Annotated in this window: 22 protein-coding genes; 15 read left to right on the top strand and 7 right to left on the bottom strand. The window is 65.0% G+C overall.

Going from position 1 to position 23,767, the window contains the following annotated elements; genetic code table 11:
* The coding region (locus ACQY5A_RS00280; protein WP_428338356.1) for a DegV family protein at nucleotides 1-398 on the top strand (398 nt) is incomplete at its 5' end.
* 4 nt (nucleotides 399-402) lie between these two features.
* Here ACQY5A_RS00280 and ACQY5A_RS00275 read toward each other — a convergent pair.
* From ACQY5A_RS00275 to ACQY5A_RS00255, 5 genes are all read right to left on the bottom strand, one after another.
* The gene (locus ACQY5A_RS00275) at nucleotides 403-3,306 is read right to left on the bottom strand and encodes an RND family transporter (protein WP_428338355.1); all 2,904 of its coding nucleotides are present in this window, start codon (nucleotides 3,304-3,306) and stop codon (nucleotides 403-405) included.
* Nucleotides 3,303-3,737 carry an MmpS family transport accessory protein gene (locus ACQY5A_RS00270; RefSeq protein ID WP_428338361.1) on the bottom strand — a complete coding sequence of 145 codons (435 nt, stop codon included), beginning with the start codon at nucleotides 3,735-3,737 and terminating at the stop codon, nucleotides 3,303-3,305. The genes ACQY5A_RS00275 and ACQY5A_RS00270 overlap by 4 nt, the downstream gene beginning before the upstream one ends.
* Before the next feature lie 234 nt (nucleotides 3,738-3,971).
* On the bottom strand, nucleotides 3,972-5,027 hold the full coding sequence (locus ACQY5A_RS00265; protein WP_428338354.1) for an NAD(P)H-dependent amine dehydrogenase family protein: 1,056 nt from the start codon (nucleotides 5,025-5,027) through the stop codon (nucleotides 3,972-3,974).
* Between the two features lie 10 nt (nucleotides 5,028-5,037).
* Nucleotides 5,038-6,147 carry an acyl-CoA dehydrogenase family protein gene (locus ACQY5A_RS00260; RefSeq protein WP_428338353.1) on the bottom strand — a complete coding sequence of 370 codons (1,110 nt, stop codon included), beginning with the start codon at nucleotides 6,145-6,147 and terminating at the stop codon, nucleotides 5,038-5,040.
* A gap of 13 nt (nucleotides 6,148-6,160) precedes the next feature.
* Nucleotides 6,161-7,321, bottom strand: a complete 1,161-nt coding sequence (locus ACQY5A_RS00255; RefSeq protein WP_428338352.1) for an acyl-CoA dehydrogenase family protein — start codon at nucleotides 7,319-7,321, stop codon at nucleotides 6,161-6,163.
* 179 nt (nucleotides 7,322-7,500) lie between these two features.
* Here ACQY5A_RS00255 and ACQY5A_RS00250 point away from each other — a divergent pair, with 179 nt between their 5' ends.
* The 3 genes from ACQY5A_RS00250 to holA are packed head-to-tail and all read left to right on the top strand — an operon-like array spanning nucleotide 7,501 to nucleotide 10,880.
* A complete protein-coding gene (locus tag ACQY5A_RS00250; protein ID WP_428338351.1) occupies nucleotides 7,501-8,340 on the top strand; it encodes a helix-hairpin-helix domain-containing protein in 840 nt (279 codons plus the stop codon).
* Nucleotides 8,341-8,345: 5 nt separating this feature from the next.
* On the top strand, nucleotides 8,346-9,905 hold the full coding sequence (locus ACQY5A_RS00245) for a ComEC/Rec2 family competence protein (RefSeq protein WP_428338350.1): 1,560 nt from the start codon (nucleotides 8,346-8,348) through the stop codon (nucleotides 9,903-9,905).
* A 12-nt stretch (nucleotides 9,906-9,917) separates the two neighbouring features.
* Nucleotides 9,918-10,880, top strand: coding sequence for a DNA polymerase III subunit delta (gene holA / locus ACQY5A_RS00240; protein ID WP_428338349.1), 963 nt, complete (start codon nucleotides 9,918-9,920; stop codon nucleotides 10,878-10,880).
* On the opposite strand, the gene rpsT is transcribed toward holA, so the two are convergent.
* Complete coding sequence (gene rpsT, locus ACQY5A_RS00235; RefSeq protein ID WP_428338348.1) at nucleotides 10,877-11,143, bottom strand: 30S ribosomal protein S20; 267 nt, start codon at nucleotides 11,141-11,143, stop codon at nucleotides 10,877-10,879. The genes holA and rpsT overlap by 4 nt on opposite strands.
* Before the next feature lie 293 nt (nucleotides 11,144-11,436).
* Between rpsT and ACQY5A_RS00230 the strand changes: the two genes are divergently transcribed.
* From ACQY5A_RS00230 to ACQY5A_RS00200, 7 genes are all read left to right on the top strand, one after another.
* Nucleotides 11,437-13,029, top strand: coding sequence for a circularly permuted type 2 ATP-grasp protein (locus tag ACQY5A_RS00230; protein ID WP_428338360.1), 1,593 nt, complete (start codon nucleotides 11,437-11,439; stop codon nucleotides 13,027-13,029).
* Nucleotides 13,029-14,012, top strand: coding sequence for an alpha-E domain-containing protein (locus tag ACQY5A_RS00225; RefSeq protein ID WP_428338347.1), 984 nt, complete (start codon nucleotides 13,029-13,031; stop codon nucleotides 14,010-14,012). Before ACQY5A_RS00230 ends, ACQY5A_RS00225 begins: the two co-directional genes overlap by 1 nt.
* On the top strand, nucleotides 14,012-14,851 hold the full coding sequence (locus ACQY5A_RS00220) for a transglutaminase family protein (protein ID WP_428338346.1): 840 nt from the start codon (nucleotides 14,012-14,014) through the stop codon (nucleotides 14,849-14,851). Before ACQY5A_RS00225 ends, ACQY5A_RS00220 begins: the two co-directional genes overlap by 1 nt.
* A gap of 81 nt (nucleotides 14,852-14,932) precedes the next feature.
* Entirely contained in the window at nucleotides 14,933-15,181 is a 249-nt protein-coding gene (locus ACQY5A_RS00215; RefSeq protein WP_428338345.1) for a FitA-like ribbon-helix-helix domain-containing protein, read from the top strand.
* On the top strand, nucleotides 15,178-15,594 hold the full coding sequence (locus tag ACQY5A_RS00210) for a type II toxin-antitoxin system VapC family toxin (RefSeq protein ID WP_428338344.1): 417 nt from the start codon (nucleotides 15,178-15,180) through the stop codon (nucleotides 15,592-15,594). The genes ACQY5A_RS00215 and ACQY5A_RS00210 overlap by 4 nt, the downstream gene beginning before the upstream one ends.
* A gap of 110 nt (nucleotides 15,595-15,704) precedes the next feature.
* Nucleotides 15,705-16,868: an ATP-binding protein gene (locus tag ACQY5A_RS00205; protein ID WP_428338343.1), complete on the top strand. Its 1,164-nt coding sequence runs from the start codon at nucleotides 15,705-15,707 to the stop codon at nucleotides 16,866-16,868.
* A gap of 132 nt (nucleotides 16,869-17,000) precedes the next feature.
* Nucleotides 17,001-17,429: a CBS domain-containing protein gene (locus ACQY5A_RS00200; RefSeq protein WP_428338342.1), complete on the top strand. Its 429-nt coding sequence runs from the start codon at nucleotides 17,001-17,003 to the stop codon at nucleotides 17,427-17,429.
* Nucleotide 17,430: 1 nt separating this feature from the next.
* Here the strand turns inward: ACQY5A_RS00200 and ACQY5A_RS00195 are convergent, their stop codons facing one another.
* A complete protein-coding gene (locus ACQY5A_RS00195) occupies nucleotides 17,431-18,009 on the bottom strand; it encodes a type II toxin-antitoxin system PemK/MazF family toxin (protein WP_428338341.1) in 579 nt (192 codons plus the stop codon).
* A 573-nt stretch (nucleotides 18,010-18,582) separates the two neighbouring features.
* On the opposite strand from ACQY5A_RS00195, the gene ACQY5A_RS00190 reads away from it, so the two are divergent.
* The 4 genes from ACQY5A_RS00190 (at nucleotide 18,583) to ACQY5A_RS00175 (ending at nucleotide 23,754) form a co-directional block, all read left to right on the top strand.
* Entirely contained in the window at nucleotides 18,583-20,247 is a 1,665-nt protein-coding gene (locus ACQY5A_RS00190) for a hypothetical protein (RefSeq protein ID WP_428338340.1), read from the top strand.
* A 215-nt stretch (nucleotides 20,248-20,462) separates the two neighbouring features.
* Nucleotides 20,463-20,999, top strand: a complete 537-nt coding sequence (locus ACQY5A_RS00185) for a hypothetical protein (RefSeq protein WP_428338339.1) — start codon at nucleotides 20,463-20,465, stop codon at nucleotides 20,997-20,999.
* A 128-nt stretch (nucleotides 21,000-21,127) separates the two neighbouring features.
* Nucleotides 21,128-22,993 carry a translation elongation factor 4 gene (gene lepA, locus ACQY5A_RS00180; protein WP_428338359.1) on the top strand — a complete coding sequence of 622 codons (1,866 nt, stop codon included), beginning with the start codon at nucleotides 21,128-21,130 and terminating at the stop codon, nucleotides 22,991-22,993.
* Nucleotides 22,994-22,995: 2 nt separating this feature from the next.
* Nucleotides 22,996-23,754, top strand: a complete 759-nt coding sequence (locus tag ACQY5A_RS00175) for a sensor domain-containing protein (protein ID WP_428338338.1) — start codon at nucleotides 22,996-22,998, stop codon at nucleotides 23,752-23,754.
* Nucleotides 23,755-23,767 lie beyond the last annotated feature (13 nt).

Raw genomic sequence — 23,767 nt, 5'->3', positions numbered from 1 at the left:
CGACCGACCGCAACCACGGGTTCATCGTCGTGCATCACCTCGACAATCTGCGCCGCAGCGGACGCATCGGCGGCGCGGGGGCGTGGTTGGGCACCAAGCTGTCGCTGAAGCCGCTACTGCGCATCGATGGCGGCAAACTGGTTCTCGCGCAACGGGTTCGGACGGCCAACAAGGCAGTCGCGACGATGATCGACCGGGTATGCGAGATCGTCGGAGAGCGGCGCGCCTCGATCGCGGTCCATCATGTCGCCAACCCCGACGGTGCGCAGAACCTGGCCGGCGCGCTCGCCGAGCGGTTGCCCGGCTGCGAGCCGGCGATCGTCACCGGGCTGGGCCCGGTGCTGGCGTTACATGTCGGCGCCGGCGCGCTCGGCGTCTGCGTGGAAGTGGACGACTAGCTCGTCACGACTTGTGCACGGCCAGCGGCGCGGTGTTGGCGTCCTCGGTGACGGCCGCCGGCGGCTTCGGCTTGGCGTGGTCGCCGCGGGGATGGACAACCTGCGGCCACCAGAACCAGCGGCCCAGCAGCGTCGCCAGCGACGGCATGAACAGCGTTCGCACGATCAAAGTGTCGAGTAACAGACCGATGCAAACCGTCGAGCCGAACTGGCCCAGCACCGTCAGCTCGCTGCCCAGCATGGCCGCCATCGTGAAGGCGAACACCAGACCTGCCGAGGTCACCACCGCGCCGGTGCCGGCCATCGACCGGATGTACCCGGTTTTGAGACCGGCGTGTATCTCTTCTCGGAACCGGGACACCAGCAGCAGGTTGTAGTCGGAGCCGACGGCCAACAGGATGATGACCGACAGCGCCAACACGATCCAGTGGAGATGGATGCCGAACAGGTCCTGCCAGATCAACACCGACAGACCGAACGACGCGGCGATCGAACTGCTCGCCGTCCCGACGATCACCAGCGCCGCCACCACGCTGCGGGTGAGCAGCAGCATGATCATGAAGATCAGCGTCAACGCCGACACCACGGCGATCATCAGGTCGTACTTCGCACCGTCGGCCATGTCCCGGAAGGTCGCTGCGGTTCCGCCGAGATACACTTTGGCGTCCGACAGCGAGGACTGCTTGATTCCCTCCTGAGCAGCGGTTCGCTCCGCGCCCACCCGGTCGATGCCCTCAGGTGTCATCGGGTCACCTTGGTGAGTGATGAAGAACCGCACCGACTTTCCGTCGGGGGAGAAGAACATCTTCACACCGCGAATGAATTCCGGGTTAGCGAACGCCTCGGGCGGCAGGTAGAAGAAGTCGTCATTCTGCGACTTGTCGAAGCTTTGCCCTTGGACGATGGCGGTGTTACTCATCGCCTCCATCTGGTCGATCATGGCGTGGAATGTCTGGTACATGGTCAGCGTGAGACCATGCGTCGTCTTCAACGTGTTGAGCATGATCGGGATCAACTGCTCCAACTCGTGGGACGCCGCCGCGGTGCGGGCGATGTCGCCGGAGAGCTCGTGGAACTTCTCGGCGAGTTGGTCGAAACCGTCGACCGAGTCGAACAACGACCGAAACGAGAAACAGACCGGTATGTCGTAGCAGTGCTTCTCAAAGTAGAAGTAGCTGCGGATCGGCCGGTAGAAGTCCTCGAAATCCGCGATGTGGTCACGCAGGGTGTCGGTGATTTCGGAGGTTTCCTGCGTGGTTTTCGCGCTGTCGAGGGCGGCGGTGGCCAGGTCATGGGTGACCTTCGCCTGGCGTTCCGTCACGTCGATCATGATCTGCATCTGGTCGGCCATCGTCAGAAGGTCTTTCATTCTGTCTTTGAGAAAGCCCATATTCTGGATGGTCGTCTGGCTCTGAATGCTATTCTGGAAAGGAATTGAGCTGTGCTGGATCGGAATTCCCAACGGCCGGGTGATGTCCTGGACCATCGAGATGCCGACGGTGCGGATCTCGTTCTTGGCGACCTTGTCCAGCACCAGCATGTCGGCGGTATTGCGCATATCGTGGTCGGCCTCGATCATCAGCAAGTCCGGGTTCATCCGGGCTTCGGAGAAGTGCCGATCGGCCGCGGCATACCCGATGTTGGACGGCGCAGTTTCGGGTAGGTAGTGGCGGTCGTTGTAGCTCGTCTTATACCCGGGCAACGCGACCATACCCACCAGCACGACCGCGGCGCTCACCGCGAAAATTGGTGCGGGCCAACGCACGACGGCGGTGCCCACCCGCCGCCACAATCGTCCGCGGCCCTGGCCCTTCTTTTCGAAGAGACCGAAGCGGCTGCCCAGGAAAACCACGGCGGGTCCCAGCGTCAGGCCGGCCAGCACCACGACGATCATCCCGATAGCCACCGGTGCGCCCATGGTGTTGAACCAGGGCAGCCGCGCAAAGCTCAGGCAGTACGTCGCGCCGGCGATCGTCAGACCCGACCCCAGCACGACGGGAGCTACTCCGCGATATGTCGTGTAGTACGCAGTCTCCCGGTCTTCGCCGGCTCGGCGCGCTTCCTGGTAACGCCCGATGAGGAAGATCCCGTAGTCCGTGCCGGCCGCGATCGCGAGCATCGTCAGGATGTTTGCCGCGAACGTGGTGAGCCCAAATGCGTTGTTGTAACCAAGAACTGCGACGATGCCTCGGGCACAGGCCAGCGCGACAAACGTCATGAAGAGCTGGATCAGCGTCGTGACGATCGAGCGGTAAACCAAAAGCAGCATGATCGCGATCGCACCCAGGGTGAACAGTGTGATTTTCGCCAGACTGCCGTTGCCGATCACGTGTGTGTCGTTAGACAACGCTGCGGGGCCGGTGACGTAGCCCTTCACTCCGGGTGGCGCCTTTTCTTCGTCGACGACCTTGCGGACGGCCTCGACGGAGTTATTGGCTTGGGTGGTGCCCTGGTTACCGGCGATATTGGCCTGCACGTAGGCGGCCCTGGCGTCGGCGCTCTGGGCGCCCGCCGCGGTGAACCGGTCGCCCCAGAAGTCCTGGATGTGCTCGATATGCTTGGTGTCCTTGCGCAGTTTGCGCACGATGTCGTCGTAGTAGCGGTGTGCGGCCTCGCCGAGTGGCTGCTGGCTTTCCACCACGAACATCACCGTGCTGTTGGAGTCGAACTCTCCGAAGTCGTGTCCCACCCGCATCATCGCCTTCATCGACGGTGCGTCCAGCGGAGCCATCGGCGCCGAATGCGCCTCACCGACGACTTCCAGCGTTGGGACCGCGACGTTGACGATGACGGTCAGGGCGACCCAGCCGATGATGATCGGGATCGCAAAGATGCGGATGACGTGTGGGATGAACGCGCGGTGCGGCTTGGCTTCGGGTGTCTGAGTGCTGGCTTCGTGGTTACTCATGCGGACTTCACCAGGCAGAAAGTCTGGGCGTTGTGCCCGTCGGAACTCTGGTGCTCGCGCAGCTCGCCGTCGACGGTGATGCGGCAACCGATGAATCCGCCGTCGGTCTGCGCCATGATGTTGGCGCTCACTGTGGGCAGCGTCGTCGACACCGTGTAGGACCAGGGCAGCGGCGCATCGTTGATCTGATGGGTGTTCGCGTCGGCGTCCCAGTAGTTGATGTTGGCGGTGCTACCGGGCGCGCCGAAAATCTCGTATTTCACGACTTTCGGGTTGAACTGCACGATCTTGATTCCGGCTCCTGAATTCGCATTGAGGTCCTGCGAGGCGAACACCTTGTGCAACCGCGTCACGACGAGCGCGGAAACCGACAGCACGACAATGAGCAACAATGGTATCCAGGCACGTTTGAGCACACCGCTGATCGACATCGCCCTCACTCGGTCTCCTCCCGCCGCCCGTCCGCAATATTGCCCGCGAACGCGTCACGCCACGGATGCTTTCCGCAGTCGAGAACGGACCCATCCGGGGCAGCTTCGCCGAAAGAGCTGGCCTGAGCCGGGCATCGATGCGATGCCGATCAGAACCTTTGCTCGGCTAACGATGCTAGACGATAGAGCACGGCTGCGTTCTGATAGGGCCAACAATCCTTCGCCTTCGGCGAATCAGTGGGATGCGCGCCCGGTGACCGGCGGCAGGTCGGCCAGTGTGACGATGCCGGGCCTGGCCGCGACCACGGCGGGCACCGCGTTGGTCACCGGCATCGCGGTGTAGATCATCCCCAAGCCCATGAACCCCGGCTCGGTCCAGCCCTTGGGCGGCAGGCAGTGCACCACCGTGCGCATGTTGGGCACACCGAATACCTGAATGACGTGGCCGTGCTCGAGTGGCTTCGGCGGCGTGACGTAATTGCCCATCGTCCAGTTGAATCCGACGCTGACCACATTGCGATCGCCCACCCAGCCGCGGTGGTAACCGAAGACACTGCCGACGGTGCCGGCCGGAATCTGCATAAAGCCCAGGTCGGAGTCGGCGGTGGCCGCGGTGAACGTGACGTCGAAGGTCAGCTTGTCCAGGTGGGCGCCGATCGCGTCGGCCATCATCGCGGCCGATTCGGCGAAGACTTCGCTCTCGCGCCGCACGTTCTCGGCCAGTCCCGGCGTCTCGGGGTCTTGCGAAAATCCCATCGCGATCTGCGTCTCCGCCGACTCATAGGTCGAGCAGTCCACGGATTCGGTGATGCGGATCTCGTCGACGCGTTCGCACGACCCGCTGAGCGCCATCGCCACCAGGTTCGTCATCCCCGGATGCGCACCGCTGCCGAAGATCGTCGACTTGCCCCGCTCGCAGGCATCGAGGATGCGCCGCCGGTCTTGCGGCGTCTGCTTGCCGCCGGTGATCCAGGCTGCGCTGGTGCAGACGTTGACGCCGGACGCAAGCAGCCGGACCAACTCGTCGACGCTGGGCCACAGCGGGTTGTAGCAGCACGCATCAGGCTCGAGGGCCAGTAGTGCGTCGATGTCGTTGGTGGCCAGCACCCCCGTCGGCTCGGGCCAGCCGGACAGATCCGCCGCATCCACCCCGACCTTGTCCTGGCCGTGCGCGTAGACACCGACCAGTTCCAGGTCCGGCCTGCCGATGATGGCGTGGAGCGAGCGCCGGCCGATATTGCCGGTGGTCCACTGGATCACGCGTAACGGACGGTCGGCGGATTCGGTCATCTGACTCGCCCTAGAGCGTGACGACCTCGTAGTCGTTGACCTGATCGATCAGCACGTGCAGCTGGTCTTGCGCGGAGCCCAGGGTGTTGTCGATCGCAGTCAGCCGGGACGCGTAATGGCCGACCGGGTATTCGTTGGTCATTCCGATGCCGCCGTGCAACTGGATCGCCTCTTGGGCGATGTGACGGCCGGATCGTCCGATCTGCAGCTTGGCGCGCGCCGCGATGACCGGGTCGTAGTTGCCGTCGGCAACCGAGAGCCCAGCGTAGAGGTTCATGCTGCGAGCCAACTCCAGCGAGACATACATATCGGCGGAGCGCTGCGTCAGCGTCTGGAAGGTGTTCAGAGTGACGCCGAACTGCTTGCGCTGCTTGAGGTAGTCGGTAGTCAGGCGCAGGGCTTCTTCCATTGCGCCAACCGCCTCGGCGGCCAATGCGGACTGGATCCGAACGATGCCGTTACGGATCGCGGTCGAGGCGTCCACCGCGTCGCCGAGTGGTTCGCCGGGGGCGTTGTCCAGGTCGATCTGCGCGCCGCGCTGTCCGTCGAACGTGCGGTACGGGTGGCGGCTGACCGCCTCGCCATCGACCAGGAACAGTCCGACTCCGCCGTCGGGCAGCTTCGCGCTGACGACCAGGGTGTCGGCCGAGTCGCCGGCCAGCACCGGGTTCTTGTGTCCGGTCAGGACCCACGAATCACCTTGCTGCACCGCCGTTGTCGCGACGGCTTCGATGGCTGCCCCGCGAGCGCCAGGCTCCAGGTGTGCGAACGCCAGCAACCGCTGACCTTCGGCGACCTCGGCCAGCAGTTCTTTCTGGGCGTCGTTGCCGACCTCGGCGATGATCGCGCCGGGTCCCAACGCGGCATGCACGATGGGTTCGGGTGCCAGCCGGCGACCGACCTCGGTGAGCACGGTGATCACCTCGAGCTGCCCGGCCTCTTCGGGGTCGAATCCCAGTCCGAGAATTCCGGTTTCGGCAAGTTGCGTCCACACCTCGCGGCTCCAGCCCAACTCGGAGTCGACGGCCTTGATGCGGCTTTCGGCGTCGTAGCTCCGCGACAGCAGGTCGCGGGTGGTGTCGCGGAGCAGCGTCTGTTCTTCGCTCAGTTGAAAGTCCATGTCAATTCCTGTCTTACAAGCCGAGAATGGTCGACGCGATGATGGTGCGCTGTACCTCATTGCTGCCGCCGTAGATCGACGTCTTGCGGTAGTTCAGATAGTGCGGCGCGCTGCCCTGCGCCCAGGACGGGGACGCGATGTCATTACCGGCTTCGAACGGCAACGAATCCGGCCCGGCGACCTCCACGAGCAGTTCCGTGGCGATCTGCTGCAGCTGGCTGCCGCGCAGTTTGAGCACCGACGATGCCGGGTTGGGCTTGCCGCCTTTAGAGCCGGATGCGACCCTCATTTGGGTGAGTTCCAGTGCGAGCAGGTCGTTTTCGGCTTCAGCGACCCGGGCTGCGAACAGCGGATCGTCGAGCAGGCCGCTCTCGGCGGCACGCTTTTTCACATCGGCCAGCTTGACCTTGGTGCGGCCCACCTGAGCAATGCCGGTGCGCTCATTGCCCAGCAGGAACTTGGCGTAACTCCAACCCTGATTCTCTTCTCCGACAAGCTGATCAGCGGGCACCCGGACGTCTTCGAAGAAGACTTCGTTGACCTCGACGCTGCCGTCGATCAACTTGATCGGGCGCATCGTGATGCCCGGGGTGTCCAGATCGATGAGCAGGAACGAGATACCAGCCTGCTTCTTGGGCGCCTGCGGGTCGGTGCGGACCAGGCAGAAAATCCAGTCGGCGTACTGGCCGAGCGTGGTCCACGTCTTCTGCCCGTTGACGACGTAGCTGTCGCCGTCGCGCAGCGCGGTGGTGCGCAGCGAGGCCAGGTCCGAACCCGCTTCCGGTTCGGAGAACCCTTGGCACCACCAGATGTCCAGGGCGGCCGTCGGCGGGAGGAAGCGTTCCTTGATCGCCTGCGAGCCGAACTCGGCGATCACCGGGCCGACCATCTTGGCGTTGAAGTTCAGCGGCTCGGGCACCGAGGCCAGCTGCATCTCGTCCAGCCAGATCTGATGCTGGGCCGGTGTCCAGTCCTTGCCGCCCCACTCGACGGGCCAGCTAGGCACCGCGAGGCCGTGTTCGTTGAGAATCTTGTGGCTGGTCGCGAGGTCGTCGCGGTCCAGGCCTTCGCCCGAGCGGGTCCGCTCGCGGATCTCCGCGGGGATCTTCGTCGTATAAAAGGTGCGTAGCTCGTCGCGGAAGGCGGCTTCGTCCTCTGTGAGCGCCAATTGCACGGCAGTCTCCTTGGTTGGATCAGACGGTCCTGTGTTGCACGTTATCCGGCTGCCCAACCAACCAGTCAGGCGGCTCGTCGCTGAATCGTTCATGCACAGTCGCCGGCTCATCCACAGCAGGCACGTGCGGAGCACCGCGACAGCGCCGCCGGCGCGGTGGGCGGCCCTACGGTCGGCACATGCGAACAGAACTGCCCGCCGAGCGATTGCGCCGGCGACTCGGTGCTCAGCCGAGTGCGGCCGGGCAAACCGACTCAGACGCCGACGACAGCGACGATGCCGATACCGATCCCAATTCGCTTCTTCCGCGCTGGCTTCCGGACGATTCGATGCACGACGACGGCTGGCTGGCCAAGGTGCGCGCCGACCCCGGGCGCGCCGGGGCTATCGCGTTGGCCGCGGTCGCGGCGATCGCCGTGCTGGTCACCATCTTCACGCTGATGCGCGAACAGCCCGCACCGGTGGCGTCGGCGAAGTTGCCGCCCGTTGACATGGCGGCCACCGCGAGCCACACTCCAGGCCCTGCCGCGCACCCCAACCAGCCGGTGGTGGTCAGCGTCGTGGGCCTGGTACACAGCCCGGGGCTGGTCACGCTGCCGCCGGGGTCGCGCATTGCCGACGCACTCAAAGCGGCGGGGGGCACCACGGACGGCGCGGACACCATCGGGCTCAACATGGCTCGCCAGGTCGACGACGGTGAGCAAATCGTGGTCGGGTTGGCCCCGGTGAAAGGACAGCCCGCAGTGTTGGGGAGTTCGGTGAGCCCTGGATCGACTACCGCCGCGCCGACCGGTTCGCCTTCCCGCCCGGCCAAGGGCGGTCCGGCGCAGACGATCAACCTGAACACCGCGACCGTGCAGCAGCTCGACACCCTGCCCGGGGTCGGGCCGGTGATGGCCGCGGCGATCGTGGCCTGGCGGCAGGCCAACGGAAAGTTCACCAGCGTCGACCAACTGGGCGAGGTCGACGGCATCGGCCCCGGGCGGCTGGAGAAGCTGCGCCCGCTGGTCCGTGTCTGAGGCCGGTGCCGCAACCATCCACCGCCGATCCCAGTGCATCGCGGTTGGATGCACGCCTGGTGCCGGCGGCCCTGACGAGTTGGATCGTGACCGCCGCCGGAATCGTCTGGCCGATCGGCACGGTGATCGGTTGGATCTGGCTGCTCGCGAGCGCCTCCGGCGCGCTGCTGTGGCGCTTCGGGCCCCGGCGTCCCCGGGCCCGGGCGATCGGCGTCGGCCTGATCGCTGCGGGCATCGTCGGCGCCGGCTTCGGATTCGCGATCGCGTTGCGCGCCAACGCAGTCGCGCACCACCCGATCACCGCGGCGTTCGGTACCACTGTCGAGGTGGCCGTCACGCCGACCGAAAGCGCGGTGTCGGTCGGTCACAGTCGGCTGCTGTTCCGCGCCACGCTGCGTCGGCTCGGAGGCAGCGAAACTGACGGCCGCGTCGTGGTTTTCGCGCCGGTGCGCGACTTCGGCGCGGTGATGGTCGGCCAGCCGATGCGTTTCCGCGCGCGGATCAGCGCGCCCACGCGCCGAGATTTGAGCGTGGCCGTCATCACCGCGATCGGTGCGCCGACGATGGGCCGCGCCGGGCCGCTGAACCGCGCCGCGTACGCGGTTCGGGCCGGGTTCGCTGACGCGGCTCGTCGCGTACTGCCCGCCGATCAGGCGGCCATGCTGCCGGCGCTGGTGCTCGGCGACATGTCGACCGTCACGCCGGTCACCGGCCAAGAATTCCGCACGGCGGGTTTGACGCATCTGACCGCGGTGTCGGGGGCCAACGTCACGATCGTCTGCGGCGCGGTGCTGTTTTCGGCACGGCTGATCGGCCCGCGGGCCGCGGTCGCGCTGGCCGGCGTCGCGCTGGCGCTGTTCGTCATCGTGGTCCAGCCCTCGGCCAGCGTGCTGCGCGCAGCTGTGATGGGCGCCATCGCCTTGGTGGGTGTGCTGTCCTCGCGGCGCCGGCAAGCGATTCCGGCGCTTGCGGCCACCGTGCTGCTGTTGATGGTCATCGCGCCGCACTTGGCCGTGGACATCGGGCTGGCGTTATCGGTGCTGGCGACCGCGGCGTTGGTGATCATCGCGCCGATTTGGTCGCGACGTCTGGTGGCGGCGGGCTGGCCCAAGCCATTCGCCGACGCCGTGTGCGTGGCGTGCGCGGCGCAGCTGGTGACGGCGCCGCTGATCGCCGGTATCTCCGGGCGGCTCAGTGTGGTCTCCGCGGCGGCCAACCTGGCGGTCGCGGCGTTGATCGCCCCGATCACCGTGCTGGGTAGTGCGGCGGCGGCGCTCTGCCCGTGCTGGCCGGCCGGGGCGCAGCTGCTGATCCGGTTCACCGGCCCGGAACTGTGGTGGCTGTTGCGGATCGCGCACTGGGCGGCAAGCGTGCCTGGCGCCAGCGTCCCGGTGCCCCCGGGGCTATCCGGTGTCGTGATCGTCGGCGCCGGGGGATTGCTGGCCGTGCTGCTGTGGCGATGGCGGTGGTTCCGGGCCGGCCTGGCGCTGGCGGCGTGCGCGTTGCTGGCGTGGTCGCTGTCCGGTCTGCTGGCGGGGGCCGGTGGACCTGTCGGCCGAACATGACACGATCTACCGGTGAGCCAGCAGGATTCGGCAGTGCATCTCGTCCTAGGAGATGAAGCACTGCTGGTCGAGCGTGCCATCGCGGACGTGTTGCGGTCGGCCCGCAAGCGCGCCGGCACTGACGACGTTCCGGTCGACCAGGTACGAGCTGGCGATGTCGGGGTGTATGAACTGGCCGAACTGCTGAGCCCGTCGTTGTTCGCCGACGAGCGCGTCCTGGTCCTGGAATCTGCCGGCGAGGCCGGCAAAGAAGCGGCCGAGCTGATCGCCAAAGCCGCCGCGGACGTGCCGGCCGGCACGGAACTGGTCGTCGTGCACTCCGGGGGTGGGCGCGCCAAAGCATTAGCCAATCAACTGCAAGCGCTGGGCGCGCAGGTGCATCCCTGCGCGCGGATCACCAAGGCCGGCGAACGGTTCGACTTCGTGCGCAAGGAATTCCGTGCGCTGAAGGTCAAAGTCGACGACGACACGCTCAGCGTGCTCCTCGATGCGGTCGGCTCTGATGTGCGCGAATTAGCTTCGGCCTGTTCACAATTGGTCGCCGACACCGGCGGGCACGTCGACGTCGCGGCGGTCCGGCGCTATCACCACGGCAAGGCCGAGGTGAAAGGGTTCGACATCGCCGACAAGGCGGTAGTGGGCGATGTCGAGGGTGCGGTCGAGGCGCTGCGCTGGGCCATGATGCGCGGCGAGCCGCATGTGGTGTTGGCCGACGCGCTGGCCGAGGCCGTGCACAGCATCGGGCGGGTCGGGTCGCTGTCGGGTGATCCCTACCGGCTGGCCTCAGAGTTGGGAATGCCGCCCTGGCGGGTGCAGAAAGCGCAGAAGCAGGCCCGGCGCTGGTCACGCGACGCGGTCGCGACGGCGATGAGGTTGGTGGCGGCGCTGAACGCCGACGTCAAGGGCGCAGCCGCGGATGCGGACTACGCCCTGGAATCTGCGGTACGGAAGGTCGCCGAGTTAGTGGCTGATTAGCTGCTCAGCTTGTGCAGTGCGTGGGCGAGCGCCGACTTCTTGTTGGCGGCCTGGTTCTTGTGGATGACGCCCTTGCTGGCGGCCTTGTCCAGCTGACGGCTGGTCGAGACGAGTAGTTCGGCGGCCTTGTCCTGCTCGCCGGCCTCGGCGGCTTCACGGAAGTGGCGGACAGCCGTGCGAAGCGACGACTTCACCGACTTGTTGCGCAGCCGCGCACGCTCGTTGGTGCGGTTGCGCTTTTGCTGCGACTTGATGTTGGCCACGCGTAATTCCTTCGTAAATCTGAATGGCTTGTGGTGTCACGGTTTGCTCCAGCGGTTCACCGCTTAAGCGACGACTGCCCAGGGTATCAGTCCCCGATGCCTTCAACCAAAGCGAAGACCCCGGACCTGCGGAGCATAACGATTTGATGCAGCATGGCACAGTGGCCCTACGAACTTTGCCTGGAGAAACCAGACGTCAACAGCGCAGCAAGCCGCAGTCGCCGCCGCCCTACGAGGCCATCTTCGACGGCTATAACACAGCCACTGGGTGCTATCTGGAAGCGTTCGACGAGATGTTCGACGCACAGGGCAATGTCCGCGGACCGTACAAGGGCATCTACAAAGCACTGGCGCCGTCGGATGCCGGGGACCTCGACGACCGCGCTGAGGCGCTAGCCCGTGCGTTTGTCGACCAGGGCATCACATTCTCGCTGTCCGGTCAGGAGCGGCCGTTCCCGCTGGACCAGGTCCCGCGCGTCATCTCGGCCGCTGAATGGACGCGGCTGGAGCGCGGCATCACCCAGCGTGTGAGGGCCCTCGAGGCGTACCTCGACGACATCTACGGCGACCAGGAAATCCTGCGCGACGGCGTCATCCCGCGCCGGCTGATCACCTCCTGCGAGCACTTCCACCGCCAAGCCGTTGGGATCGTCCCGCCCAACGGCGTACGCATCCACGTCGCCGGCATCGACATGATCAAGGACGAGAAGGGCACCTGGCGGGTGCTCGAGGACAACCTTCGATCACCGTCGGGAGTGTCCTACGTGATGGAGAACCGGCGGACGATGGCGCGGGTCTTCCCGAACCTGTTCGCCAGCCACCGGGTGCGCGCCGTCGACGACTACGCGGCCCACCTGTTGCGGGCGCTGCGAAAGTCCGCGGCCACCAACGAGGCCGATCCGACCGTGGTGGTGTTGACCCCCGGCGTCTACAACTCGGCGTATTTCGAGCACTCGCTGCTGGCCCGTCAGATGGGCGTCGAGCTCGTCGAAGGCCGCGACCTGTTCTGCCGCGACAACCAGGTCTACATGCGGACCACCGAGGGCGAGGTGCAAGTCGACGTCATCTACCGGCGCATCGACGACATCTATCTGGACCCGATGCACTTCCGCCCCGACTCGGTGCTCGGCGTTGCGGGTCTGCTCAACGCGGCCCGGGCGGGCAACGTGGTGATCTCCAGCGCGATCGGCAACGGGGTGGGTGACGACAAACTCGTCTACACCTATATGCCGACGATCATCGAGTACTACCTCGGCGAGAAGCCCATGATCGCCAACGTCGACACCTATCGCTGCTGGCTGGACGACGAGCGCGAAGAGGTGCTCGACCGGGTCGATGAGTTGGTGATCAAACCCGTCGAGGGCTCGGGTGGCTACGGCATCGTCTTCGGCCCGGAAGCGTCCACCAAGGAACTCAACGCGATCAGCAAGAGCATTCGCGACGACCCGCGAGGCTGGATCGCCCAGCCGATGATGCAGCTGTCGACGGTGCCGACACAGGTCGGCGACGTGCTCACACCCCGCTACGTCGACCTGCGGCCGTTCGCGGTCAACGACGGCGACGACGTGTTCGTGTTGCCGGGCGGGCTGACCCGGGTGGCGCTGGTCGAAGGATCGCGGGTGGTCAACTCGAGCCAGGGTGGCGGGTCCAAGGACACCTGGGTGCTGGCGTCGCGCACGTCGGGCGCCGACCGCGAGCTGGGCGCCGCGGAGGTGGTGAAGAAGCTGCCCAAAGCGGCCGCGTCGACCAACGGCGAAGCGGACGGCGAAAAGTCGCAGAAACAGAAGCACTTCCAGCAGCAGCGGCAGACGGCGTCGAAACCGGAGGCCATGGAACAGCAGCCGGGTCAACAGCAGCAACTCCAACAGCAGGTGGTGATTCGCTGATGCTGGCACGCAATGCCGAGGCGCTGTACTGGATCGGCCGCTACGTCGAGCGCGCCGACGACACGGCACGCATCCTCGACGTCACGGTGCACCAACTACTGGAGGACTCCAGCGTCGACCCCGACCACACCTCACGAGTGCTGTTGCAGGTGTTGGGAATCGAGCCTCCTGACACCACCGAGCTGGATGTCTGGTCGTTGACGGATCTGGTGGCTTTCAGTCACAACGCCCCGGGTGACGGCTCGTCGATCGTCGACGCCATCACGGCCGCGCGCGAGAACGCGAGGTCGGCCCGCGAGGTGACATCCACCGAGACCTGGGAGTGCCTCAACACCACCTTCAACGCGCTGGGAGAACGCGAGCGCGCAGCCAAACGGCTTGGGCCGCACGAGTTTCTATCGTTCATCGAAGGTCGCGCCGCGATGTTCGCCGGGCTTGCCGACTCGACACTGTCCCGCGACGACGGGTACCGCTTCATGGTGCTGGGCCGCGCGATCGAACGGGTGGACATGACGGTGCGCATGTTGCTGTCGCGAGTCGGCGACAGCGCAGTGTCCCCGGCGTGGGTCACCGTGCTGCGCTCCGCCGGCGCGCACGACACTTACCTTCGCACGTATCGCGGTGTGCTGGACGCGAATCGGGTCGTCGAGTTCATCCTGTTGGATCGCCTTTTCCCGCGGTCGATCTTTTACTCGCTGAAGCTGGCAGAGCACAGCCTGGACGAGCTGCTGCACAGTCGGGGCAGTCGCATCGGCGCCACTTCTGAGGCCCAGCGGTTGTTGGGGCGGGCGCGCAGCGAGCTGGAATTCGTCCGGCCGGGAGTCCTTCTCGAATCCCTGGAGATGCGCCTGAGTGGCTTGCAGAAGTCCTGCTTCGAGGTCGGAGAAGCCTTGGCTGCGCAGTACTTTCACGCTGTGCCCTGGGTTGCCTGGTCCGACGCCGGTTATCGCGATCCGTTGCTGGCGGGGCAGGAGAAAAACTGATGTGGCGCAATCGCGTTCTCCACGCGACCGGATACGCGTACCCGTCGCCGGCAACGGCCTCCTACAACGAAGCCCGGCTCACCCCTCGATCAGACTCGCGGCAGAACGTCGTCCTCAACCGCGTCGAAACCCTGCCGGCCACAAGGTCATACCGGTACGTCGACTACTGGGGAACCGCGGTGACGGCCTTCGACCTGCACGCGCCGCACACCGAGTTGACCGTGACATCCGCGTCGATAGTCGAGACGGATCGGCCCGATCCCACGACGGAGAAGGTGTCCTGGTCTGACCTCAAGCAGGAGGCCGTGATCGATCGGTACGACGAGTTGCTGGGTCCGACGGATTACACGCCGGCGAGCAAACGCGTTGCGGCCGTAGGTAAGCGGATCGCCAAAGAGCACGAACCCGCAGACGCCGTGATCGCGGCCGCCGACTGGGTGCGCAGCGAACTGGACTACGTCAAGGGCAGCACCGGCGTGCACACGTCGGGATCGGACGCGCTGCGTGAAGGCAAGGGTGTCTGTCAGGACTTCGTTCACCTGTCGCTGATGGTGTTGCGCAGCATGGGAATTCCCGCGCGGTACGTGTCTGGATACCACCATCCCGACGCCGACGCAGCGATCGGAGAGACGGTTGACGGGCAGAGCCATGCCTGGATCCAGGCCTGGACCGGAAGTTGGTGGGACCACGATCCCACCAACGACACCGAGATCAACGAGCAGTACATCACCGTCGGGGTTGGCCGCGACTACTCCGACGTCTCACCGCTCAAGGGCATCTATCACGGGCAAGGCGCCACAGATCTCGACGTGGTCGTCGAAATCACCCGCTTGGCATAACCGCGGGGAACTTGATCGCAGGAGCGATGCTTAGCTGCGAAACCAGGCGGGTTACAGCTGATAGCATGATATCTTATTTCTGTGGCACAGATACTCGTACGGCAACTCGACGACGACACTAAAACCAAGCTGCAACGCCTGGCCCGGCAACACGGTCGCAGCACTGAGGAGGAGGTGCGCGAGATCCTACGAAACGCTGTCCTGGCGGCCGACGATCCGCCTCGGCGGCTCGGCTCCCGCATCGCGTCCCGCTTCAACCGGGTTGGACTGACGGACGACATTCCGGAGTTGCGCGGACAATCCGTGCAACCGGCGCAGTTCGAATCGTGATCCTGCTGGATACGAACGTGCTCTCCGCGCTGATGCGCGCCACGCCTGATCCCGTCGTGGTGGCATGGCTCGATAATCAGCCCGCAGAATCAATCTGGACGACAACCATAACGATCTTTGAAATCCGTGCTGGCATAGAGCTTTTAGTGCCCGGCCGGCGACGCAAGCGGCTCGACCAGGTCTTTTCTCAGCTATTGGCAGAGGACCTCAACGGTCGGGTTCAATCCTTCGATCAGATGGCTGCCCTCGCTGCCGGGAGCATCGCAGCGAACCGACAGCGCGCCGGCCGAGTGGTGGAGATTCGTGATGTTCAAATCGCCGGTATCGCAGTGGCGCGTCATGCGACCGTGGCGACCCGCAACACTCGTCACTTCGAGGGAACAGGCAACCAGTTGATCAACCCATGGGATTGACTGGCGTACCTCACATCGTTTGACAATGCCCCAGATCAAACGACAACGGACAGAAGTGAGACGGGGTCGCGCGGCCCGGACGTGGCGCGGCCGCGGTCCTTGAAGATGCTGTGCGAGGTCCCGGCGAGCCCCACTGGCGTTTGTTTCGGCAACTCGCCGCCGACATCGACGCCGGCGTTAAATGCCAGCGAGTCAGGGCGGCAGATCCACACGCAACTTACCGGCAGACCCACACGCTACGCCGAGGCCGCGGTGAACGCGGCACTGCAGGACACCCGAGTGGTGCTGGTCAACGGTGCCCGGCAAAGCGGCAAGAGCACTCTGGTTCGGTCCAACGAGCACCCGATCTGCTGCTGTCGATCAAGGCGCAGGTGGATTCAGACCCGACACCTGGGCGCTTCCTGCTGACGGGATCGGCGCGCGTGCTCGGCTTGCGCTCCCTGCCTGACACTCTCGTGGGCCGGATGGAGACTGTTGAGCTCTGGCCCTTCTCCCAGGGCGAGATCGACAGGGTCCCAGACGGATTCATCGACGCCGTGTTCACCCAGGGAGACCAACTGCGCCACAGCTCCACGGTTTCACGAGCGGAGTACGCCGAGCGACTTGTTCGTGGAGGTTTTCCAGAGGCAGTCGCACGGACCAACGACCGCCGACGACGCAGCTTTTTCAATTCCTACCTCGGCGATCTCATCGCGCGCGATGTGCAGCAATTGTCGGAGATCGAGCGAACAGCCGAGATGCGCGCATTGGTCCAGATGCTGGCCGCTCGATCGGGGCAGCTGCTGTCCGTCGCCACGTTAGGCAACGAACTCGGACTCGGCGCCACGACGGTGAAGAAGTATGTCGCACTGCTCGAAGAGGTCTTTCTCGTCAAGCGGGTACCGGCGTGGTCTCGAAACATCAGTAGCCGAGCAACCACAACCCCCAAGCTCGCGTTCGTCGACTCCGGTATCGCGGCATACCAGATCGGCGCGGACGCCCGCAGCATCCTGCGGCCCACTGGTCAGTTCGGGCCCCTCCTCGAGGGATTCGTCCTGATGGAGCTGGCACGCCAGCTGACCTGGTGCGAGGACGAAGTCGCGCTCTTCCACTACCGAACCAGGGATCAAGTTGAGGTCGATGCCGTACTCGAAAATCGGTGGGGCGCCGCGCGGTCCGGACGTACCGTGGCCGCGGTCCTTGAAGATGCTGTGCGACGTGGGCTCAATCCGGCTGAGCTGCGGACTCCGAGTCATTACCGTGTTCGACCGATGGGCAGGGGAGGGCTCCGCTAGCTGCCTAGATAGCCGGAGGCGGCGAGTGTCGTCGTGGGCCTCGATGTTGACTCGATTTCGCGCAGCTGCCACGCACCCGCCGATCTCGCCGTAGCCTGGATGTGAACCTGATCACACACGGCGGGAGGCCCCATGCGAATAGCAGATGTGTTGCGCGGCAAAGGTGGCGCGGTGGTGACGATCAAGCCTGACGCGACGGTCGCTGAGCTGCTTGCCGGGCTCGCCGACCACAACATCGGTGCCATGGTCGTGGCGGGGCCGGACGGCGTCAACGGCATCGTCTCCGAGCGTGACGTGGTGCGACAGCTGCACGCCCACGGGGCGTCGGTGCTGTCGCGACCGGTCGAGGAGATCATGACGTCGGTGGTCTCGACATGCACCAAGGAAGACACGGTGGACAGCCTCACGCTTCTGATGACCGAGAACCGGGTGCGCCATGTGCCGGTGCTCGAGGACGGGAAGCTGATCGGCATCGTCAGCATCGGTGACGTGGTGAAGACGCGGATGCAGGAACTGGAAAGCGAGCACGAGCAGCTGCAGTCCTACATCACCCAGGGGTAGCTCAGCTCCAGGAGTAGTCGCGACGCAATCGCGCGGCGACCTGATCGAAGATGGTGCGCTCTAGAATCGCGCCTTCGCGACGGATGCTCTCTTCGGGGACGTCGAGCACGCGGTCTAGGCGCACCCAACTGGGTCTGCCGTCGTAATCCCAGCTGCCGCTACCGATTCCGACCCAGTCCCGTTCGGCGGCGTGCCTTTCCTGACTGGATAACATCAAGCCGAGCAGGGTGGCGTGGTCACGGCCGACAACCAGCACCGGCCGGTCTTTGCCGCGGGTGGGATCTTCCTCGTACGTCACCCAGGTCCACACCACCTCGCCCGGGTCGGCGCGACCGTCCAGGTCGGGCGCATAGACCAGCTTGCGGGCCCGATGCGCGGTGGGTGCGCTGTTGCGGGTCACCGGCCGGCCAACGGTGATCTCGGCCGGCGGTTCGGCCACGGCGCCGATGATCGCGTCGATGCCGATCTTGATGCTGCGCTGGACGGTCGGCGACTGCTGCAGCTGACGGATCAGCTTGGGCGCCTCGCCGAACACCAGATTCGCAGCTAGTCGCTGGAACGTCCTCCACCCTGACGCCATCCTCGCAGTTTAGGACGGACCGCTGCGGTCGTGCCGCCAGCCGCCGGAGTCCAAAAGTGCACATCGTGCATTTGCCGCCGACACGCCCGTCATTTGTCCCGAACGGAGCACCGCCCATCCGAACAAAAATGGGGCCGCTTAAGACTCGCGCCTTCGACGAGGAGATTATGCGCGCCGGAAATGCGGTCGGGCGCAGCTAGCTTGGCCTGGCCCTAACTTCCCCGCGGTCACCGGCGAACTGACGGTCTTTTGACGCCGAATTCTCAGCTAGCCATGCCTGAACATCCTTGTTTCTCAGCTTCCGAACCGGCGGCGCCGTCCTCGGCCAGGTCGTATACGACCGCGGTGCTGCCGCCTACCCGGCAAGCCGTGACCCCATATGCCCTGCATGTGGCGCCTGACCAAGCGAGCGTGCCAAACGTTAGTACGAACGGTTGAACCTGAAAATTTCTCAGTCAAATGATTCCCAAACCCACATCCGTTTGTTACGTTCCTCTCAGGTTTTCGCCCGGGGAGCTGGGGGACCTTCGGCGGTTCGCCAGACCGTCGGTGGACATCTTTGAAAGGCTTGACATGAACACAAGTAGAGTTGCCGCGGCGGCGGCTTTCGCGTGCGGAGCGGCGCTAGCGTTCGCGCCACTCGCGGCCGCCGACACCACCAACGAAGCGGCGTCGTACATCGACACCGTAGCCAGTGCACTACCGGCGGCGGCCACACCGGTCAACATCGACATCTCATTCGACGGCTACCAGCTGTACAACGGCATGGGCACCGCAGTCGCCAACACTGGGGCCGCGGGCAACGGAAACTTTGACTTTGCGATTGCCTACGGTGATCACGCAAGCGCGTACGCTGCGGGCGGCTTCGGGGACTCCGCGTCGGCTTTCGGCACCTACGCGCTGGCCGACGCCGGATCCAAGGCCACCGGCGCCACCGGATTCAACTTCGACTCCGCCACCGACATCGGCAACAACGTCAACCCGGCAACGTATGTCGGCGCACCGGACGGCGCCTACGCCGGCGGCGCCAGCCTGATCGGTGGCACTGACGCTACTACCGCCAGCTCCAACGACACCGCCCAGTTCATCGGCAATGCCGGTATCGACCCCAACGTCGCCGACCAAAACGGTGGCAACAGCGGCGCTTTCGCCGGCGACAGTGGACTGATCGGCTATAACCACGTTGCCGGCAGTGGCGATACCGCTTACACCTCGGGCAACATCCTTGGCGCCAACGACGGCTCCGCCGCGGTCGGTGGCACCGGCGACTCCGCCTACACCAACGGCACCGAGACCGGCACGAACGAGGGCGCCTTCTCGGCCTTTGGCAACTACAACTCCGCCACCGCCGACACCAACTACACCCTCAGCAACCACGGTGTCTCGACTACCTTCGGAAACGACAACTACGCGTCGGTTTACGGGCCCAATAACAGCACCGGCCACGCCGGCGGCGTCGCAGCGACTGCAGTGACCCCCGAGCACGACGGCAGCGGCAACGTCGCCATTGTGTCGGACCCGTTCGGCACCACGGCCGACAGCGCCAACGCCGGCTCCACGACTACTGCATCCGGAAACAGCGACCTCGCTGAGGTGTTGCTCACGCACGGCAACGCGAGCGCTACGGGTGGCAGCAACCTGTATGACATCTTGTCGCTGTTCGGAAATTTCCACTCGGCGTCGTTGCCTGCGGCCGCGGACCCCGCCCTCGTGGCACCTGTCGACCTGCCGGCCGGCACTGTCGCCAGTGAGATTTCGTCGGAGAATTCCCTTTTCCAGTTCGACGCCTCACTCGCCGGCGTACCCAGCACCGACTATTCGTTGGTCGGCGGATTCGATCAGCTCACCCCCGCGAAAGACCTGATCGACGCGCCGCAAACTGGCACGCCCTCTCCTCTCGACTACCTGGTGTACGGCTTTAACCCGATCCATGCCGGCGTCGCAGACCCCACCGGTTCGTTCAACGTCTTCAACGGCGCGGAGACCAAGTTCGACGACGCCTACAACGTCGCGCTGTACGCAGCGGAAAACCACGGCGCGCTCCTTCCCGTCGCGGATGTGTTCGGCAATCACCTCGATTTCGTGACCGGGGCGGGCGCCACGGCTGCGAGCGCGTTCGAGAACTTCTACAACTTCGGGATCGGAGACCTGAGCGGCTTCTTTAACGTCGACCTGTCAGCCTTCGACATCACGCCAGCAATGTCTACGGAATTGATCACCCTGCTCGGCTCGCTGTAGTTCACGCTCCACAACGAACCCCCGGAGGCAACTCCGGGGGTTCGTTTGTGCCGCCAAGCCGGCAATGACCCGTCACAGACTTTTAACGTGTTCGGCACACACTTAACCTGCACTCAGCTGATTGCATCGATACGCTCAGATTTCACCAGCAGCGACGCTGAGGAACTTCGACGTGTGCACTGCCCCGCCGCCGGGGGACTCGTGAAAGGCAGACTATGAACATTCGCAGGATCGCCGTGGTCGGCAGCTTCGTGGCCGGTGCGGCACTGGCATTTGCGCCGCTCGCCGCGGCGGACGATTTGACTACGACGGTCGACAGCGAGATCGCGTCGCTGAATTCGCTCTTCGAGAGTGAAGTCGCCGTTGCGGGCGACACTGCCGACCTCATCCCAGGAGGCACCGGCGTCCTAGACACCATTCCGCTGGCAGACGCGCCGGATGCGGCCCCGTTGACGACCCTCGATTACGAGCTGTACGGGCCGTGGGCCAACTCCCTCATTGGGGGTCTCGACTCTGCGCCGGGTGCCCAAGACGTGTTGGACGGCGCGGTGGTCGAGTTCGACGACGCCTACAACACATTTGCATCCCTGCTATTTACTACCGATTCGGTGATTCCGGCCACCGACCTTATTGGGGTGGCAGATGCCGGGCTCGATACTGGTTCGCTCACCGATGCAGCCCTCTTCGCCAGCTTCATCAACACGGGTCTGACTGACCTTGTCACGTGGTTTACCTCCTTGGCGGTGGGATAGCGTCTGCTCCACAACGAGCCCCCGGAGAAGATCTCCGGGGGCTCGCTTTGGCCGGCCTGTCCCGCGATTGTGCTGCGGCGCCTGTCCCTCGATACGCTGGTAGCGCCTAAGCCCGGCCTCACCAGGAGATTCCCATCAGCAGTTTCGCCGACCAGACCTTCACCGCGCCGGCGCAGATTCGGAACTTCTGCATCATCGCCCACATCGACCACGGCAAGTCCACGCTGGCCGACCGGATGCTGCAGCTCACCGGCGTCGTTGCGGACAGAGACATGCGTGCCCAGTACCTCGACCGGATGGACATCGAGCGCGAGCGCGGCATCACGATCAAGGCCCAGAACGTCCGGCTGCCGTGGAAGGTCACCGGCGGCCCTGACGCCGGAAAAGAATTCGTCCTGCATCTGATCGACACCCCCGGCCACGTCGACTTCACCTACGAGGTGTCCCGCGCGCTGGAAGCCTGCGAGGGCGCCGTGCTGCTCGTCGACGCCGCCCAGGGCATCGAGGCGCAGACGCTGGCCAACCTCTACCTGGCGCTGGATCGCGGCCTGCACATCATCCCGGTGCTCAACAAGATCGACCTGCCTGCCGCTGACCCCGACCGGTACGCCGCCGAGATCGCGCACATCATCGGATGCGAGCCCGGCGACGTCCTGCGGGTATCGGGCAAGACGGGCGACGGTGTCACCGAGCTGCTCGACCACGTGGTGCGCGAGGTGCCTGCCCCGACCGGCGACGCCGACGCCCCCACGCGCGCAATGATTTTCGACTCCGTCTACGACATCTACCGCGGCGTGGTCACCTATGTGCGTGTCGTGGACGGCAAAATCACGCCGCGCCAAAAGGTCACGATGATGTCCACCGGCTCCACCCACGAGCTACTGGAAGTGGGCATCGTCTCGCCGGACCCGAAGGCATCCGTCGGCCTCGGCGTCGGGGAGGTCGGCTACCTCATCACCGGTGTGAAAGACGTCCGCCAATCCAAGGTCGGTGACACCGTCACGACCGCGCGACACGGTGCCACCGAGCCGCTGACCGGGTATCGCGAACCCCGGCCGATGGTGTACTCCGGCCTGTATCCCGTCGACGGTTCCGACTACCCCGACCTGCGTGACGCATTGGAACGGTTGCAACTCAACGACGCCGCGCTGACCTACGAACCGGAGACGTCGGTGGCGCTCGGTTTCGGCTTCCGCTGCGGCTTCCTCGGCCTGCTGCACATGGAGATCACCCGCGAGCGTCTGGAACGCGAGTTCGACCTCGACCTGATCTCGACGTCGCCGAACGTGGTGTATCGCGTTGTCAAGGAGGATAGTTCGGAACTCGTCGTCACCAATCCGTCGGACTGGCCCGAGGGCAAGGTCCGCGCCGTCTATGAGCCGATCGTCAAGACCACCATCATCACACCCAGCGAATTCATCGGCTCGATCATGGAGCTGTGCCAGTCCCGGCGCGGCGAGCTGGGCGGCATGGACTACCTGTCGCCGGAACGCGTCGAGCTGCGCTACACAATGCCGTTGGGGGAGATCATCTTTGACTTCTTCGACTCCCTGAAATCGCGCACCCGCGGCTACGCCAGCCTCGATTACGAAGAGTCCGGGGAGCAGGAGGCTGCGCTGGTCAAGGTCGACATCCTGTTGCAGGGCGAGGCCGTCGACGCGTTCAGTGCGATCGTGCACAAGGACGGAGCAGCGGCCTACGGCAACAAGATGACCGTCCGGCTGAAAGAGCTCATCCCGCGTCAGCAGTTCGAGGTGCCGATACAGGCCGCCATCGGATCCAAGATCATTTCGCGCGAGAACATCCGCGCGATCCGCAAAGACGTGCTGTCCAAGTGCTACGGCGGTGACATCACCCGTAAGCGCAAACTGCTGGAAAAGCAGAAGGAAGGCAAGAAGCGGATGAAGACCATCGGCCGGGTCGAGGTGCCGCAGGAGGCGTTCGTCGCCGCGCTGTCCACCGACGCCGCGCCAGACAAAGGCAGTAAGAAGTAGCCATGCGCAGGCTCGCGATGGCAACGGCGTGCACAGTGGTTGCCGTGTTCGCGGTGGGCTGCGGTTCGGTCGTCGCCGGCACGGCAAAGCCTGCGCCGAACCTGAAGCCGCGACCTCTATCCGGCCGGACCGTCGAACACGTACTGCTCGACGGCAAGGTGCTGTCGCGGATGCTCGGCCAGCCGTTCGTCGCGCGTCAGCCCGCGAAGTTCGGTGGGCCCGACCGGCTCGACGAGCGACAGGTCCCCGCGGAATCGGCCGACTGCCTGAGCGTCACAGCGATGCTGCAGAAAAGCGTGTACGAATCCGCCGACGTGCAGAACGTGGCATCGGTGTCGTGGTGGAACGACGGCGACCCGGCGCAAGTGATCAGCGTAATGGAGGGCGTCGTCTCCGTGCCGTCGGCGCAGCAGGCCCAGGCACTGTTCGCGAAATTCCCCGACCAGTGGCAGCGGTGCAAAGGCCGCACCACCACCGAAGAGACCGGCCCGATCAGCACAACGACCGAGATCGGCGAAGTCCATTCCCTGGATTCCGTTGTTGCAGTGACCAATACCGCGACAGCGACGCTGCCCAACATGCCGGCCCTGCAGCCGACACCGCAGGCCCGCGCCATCGGTGTCCGGTTGAACTGCATCGTCGAGGTCGAGATCGTCTTCTTCGGCGACCGGCAACCCACCGATCCAGGATCAGCGGACCCGGACAGCAGCGCCGTCGACGTCGCCCGAGCAATGATGGAGAAGGTCAGCCACCTCAGCTGACCCAGTAATCGCT

The organism is Mycobacterium sp. (assembly GCF_965277065.1).
Taxonomy (GTDB): Bacteria; Actinomycetota; Actinomycetes; order Mycobacteriales; family Mycobacteriaceae; genus Mycobacterium.
Note: the sequence above shows the minus strand (reverse complement) of the source record. Positions and strands in the feature narration are given on the sequence as shown.

Bases quoted from the DNA above. Each gene is read 5' to 3' on its own strand.
- ACQY5A_RS00275 (WP_428338355.1), bottom strand. From the start codon at position 3,306: ATGAGTAACCACGAAGCCAGCACTCAGACACCCGAAGCCAAGCCGCAC.
- ACQY5A_RS00270 (WP_428338361.1), bottom strand. From the start codon at position 3,737: ATGTCGATCAGCGGTGTGCTCAAACGTGCCTGGATACCATTGTTGCTC.
- ACQY5A_RS00265 (WP_428338354.1), bottom strand. From the start codon at position 5,027: ATGACCGAATCCGCCGACCGTCCGTTACGCGTGATCCAGTGGACCACC.
- ACQY5A_RS00260 (WP_428338353.1), bottom strand. From the start codon at position 6,147: ATGGACTTTCAACTGAGCGAAGAACAGACGCTGCTCCGCGACACCACC.
- ACQY5A_RS00250 (WP_428338351.1), top strand. From the start codon at position 7,501: ATGCGAACAGAACTGCCCGCCGAGCGATTGCGCCGGCGACTCGGTGCT.
- ACQY5A_RS00230 (WP_428338360.1), top strand. From the start codon at position 11,437: ATGTTCGACGCACAGGGCAATGTCCGCGGACCGTACAAGGGCATCTAC.
- ACQY5A_RS00225 (WP_428338347.1), top strand. From the start codon at position 13,029: ATGCTGGCACGCAATGCCGAGGCGCTGTACTGGATCGGCCGCTACGTC.
- ACQY5A_RS00220 (WP_428338346.1), top strand. From the start codon at position 14,012: ATGTGGCGCAATCGCGTTCTCCACGCGACCGGATACGCGTACCCGTCG.
- ACQY5A_RS00200 (WP_428338342.1), top strand. From the start codon at position 17,001: ATGCGAATAGCAGATGTGTTGCGCGGCAAAGGTGGCGCGGTGGTGACG.
- ACQY5A_RS00195 (WP_428338341.1), bottom strand. From the start codon at position 18,009: ATGGCGTCAGGGTGGAGGACGTTCCAGCGACTAGCTGCGAATCTGGTG.
- ACQY5A_RS00190 (WP_428338340.1), top strand. From the start codon at position 18,583: ATGAACACAAGTAGAGTTGCCGCGGCGGCGGCTTTCGCGTGCGGAGCG.
- ACQY5A_RS00185 (WP_428338339.1), top strand. From the start codon at position 20,463: ATGAACATTCGCAGGATCGCCGTGGTCGGCAGCTTCGTGGCCGGTGCG.
- ACQY5A_RS00175 (WP_428338338.1), top strand. From the start codon at position 22,996: ATGCGCAGGCTCGCGATGGCAACGGCGTGCACAGTGGTTGCCGTGTTC.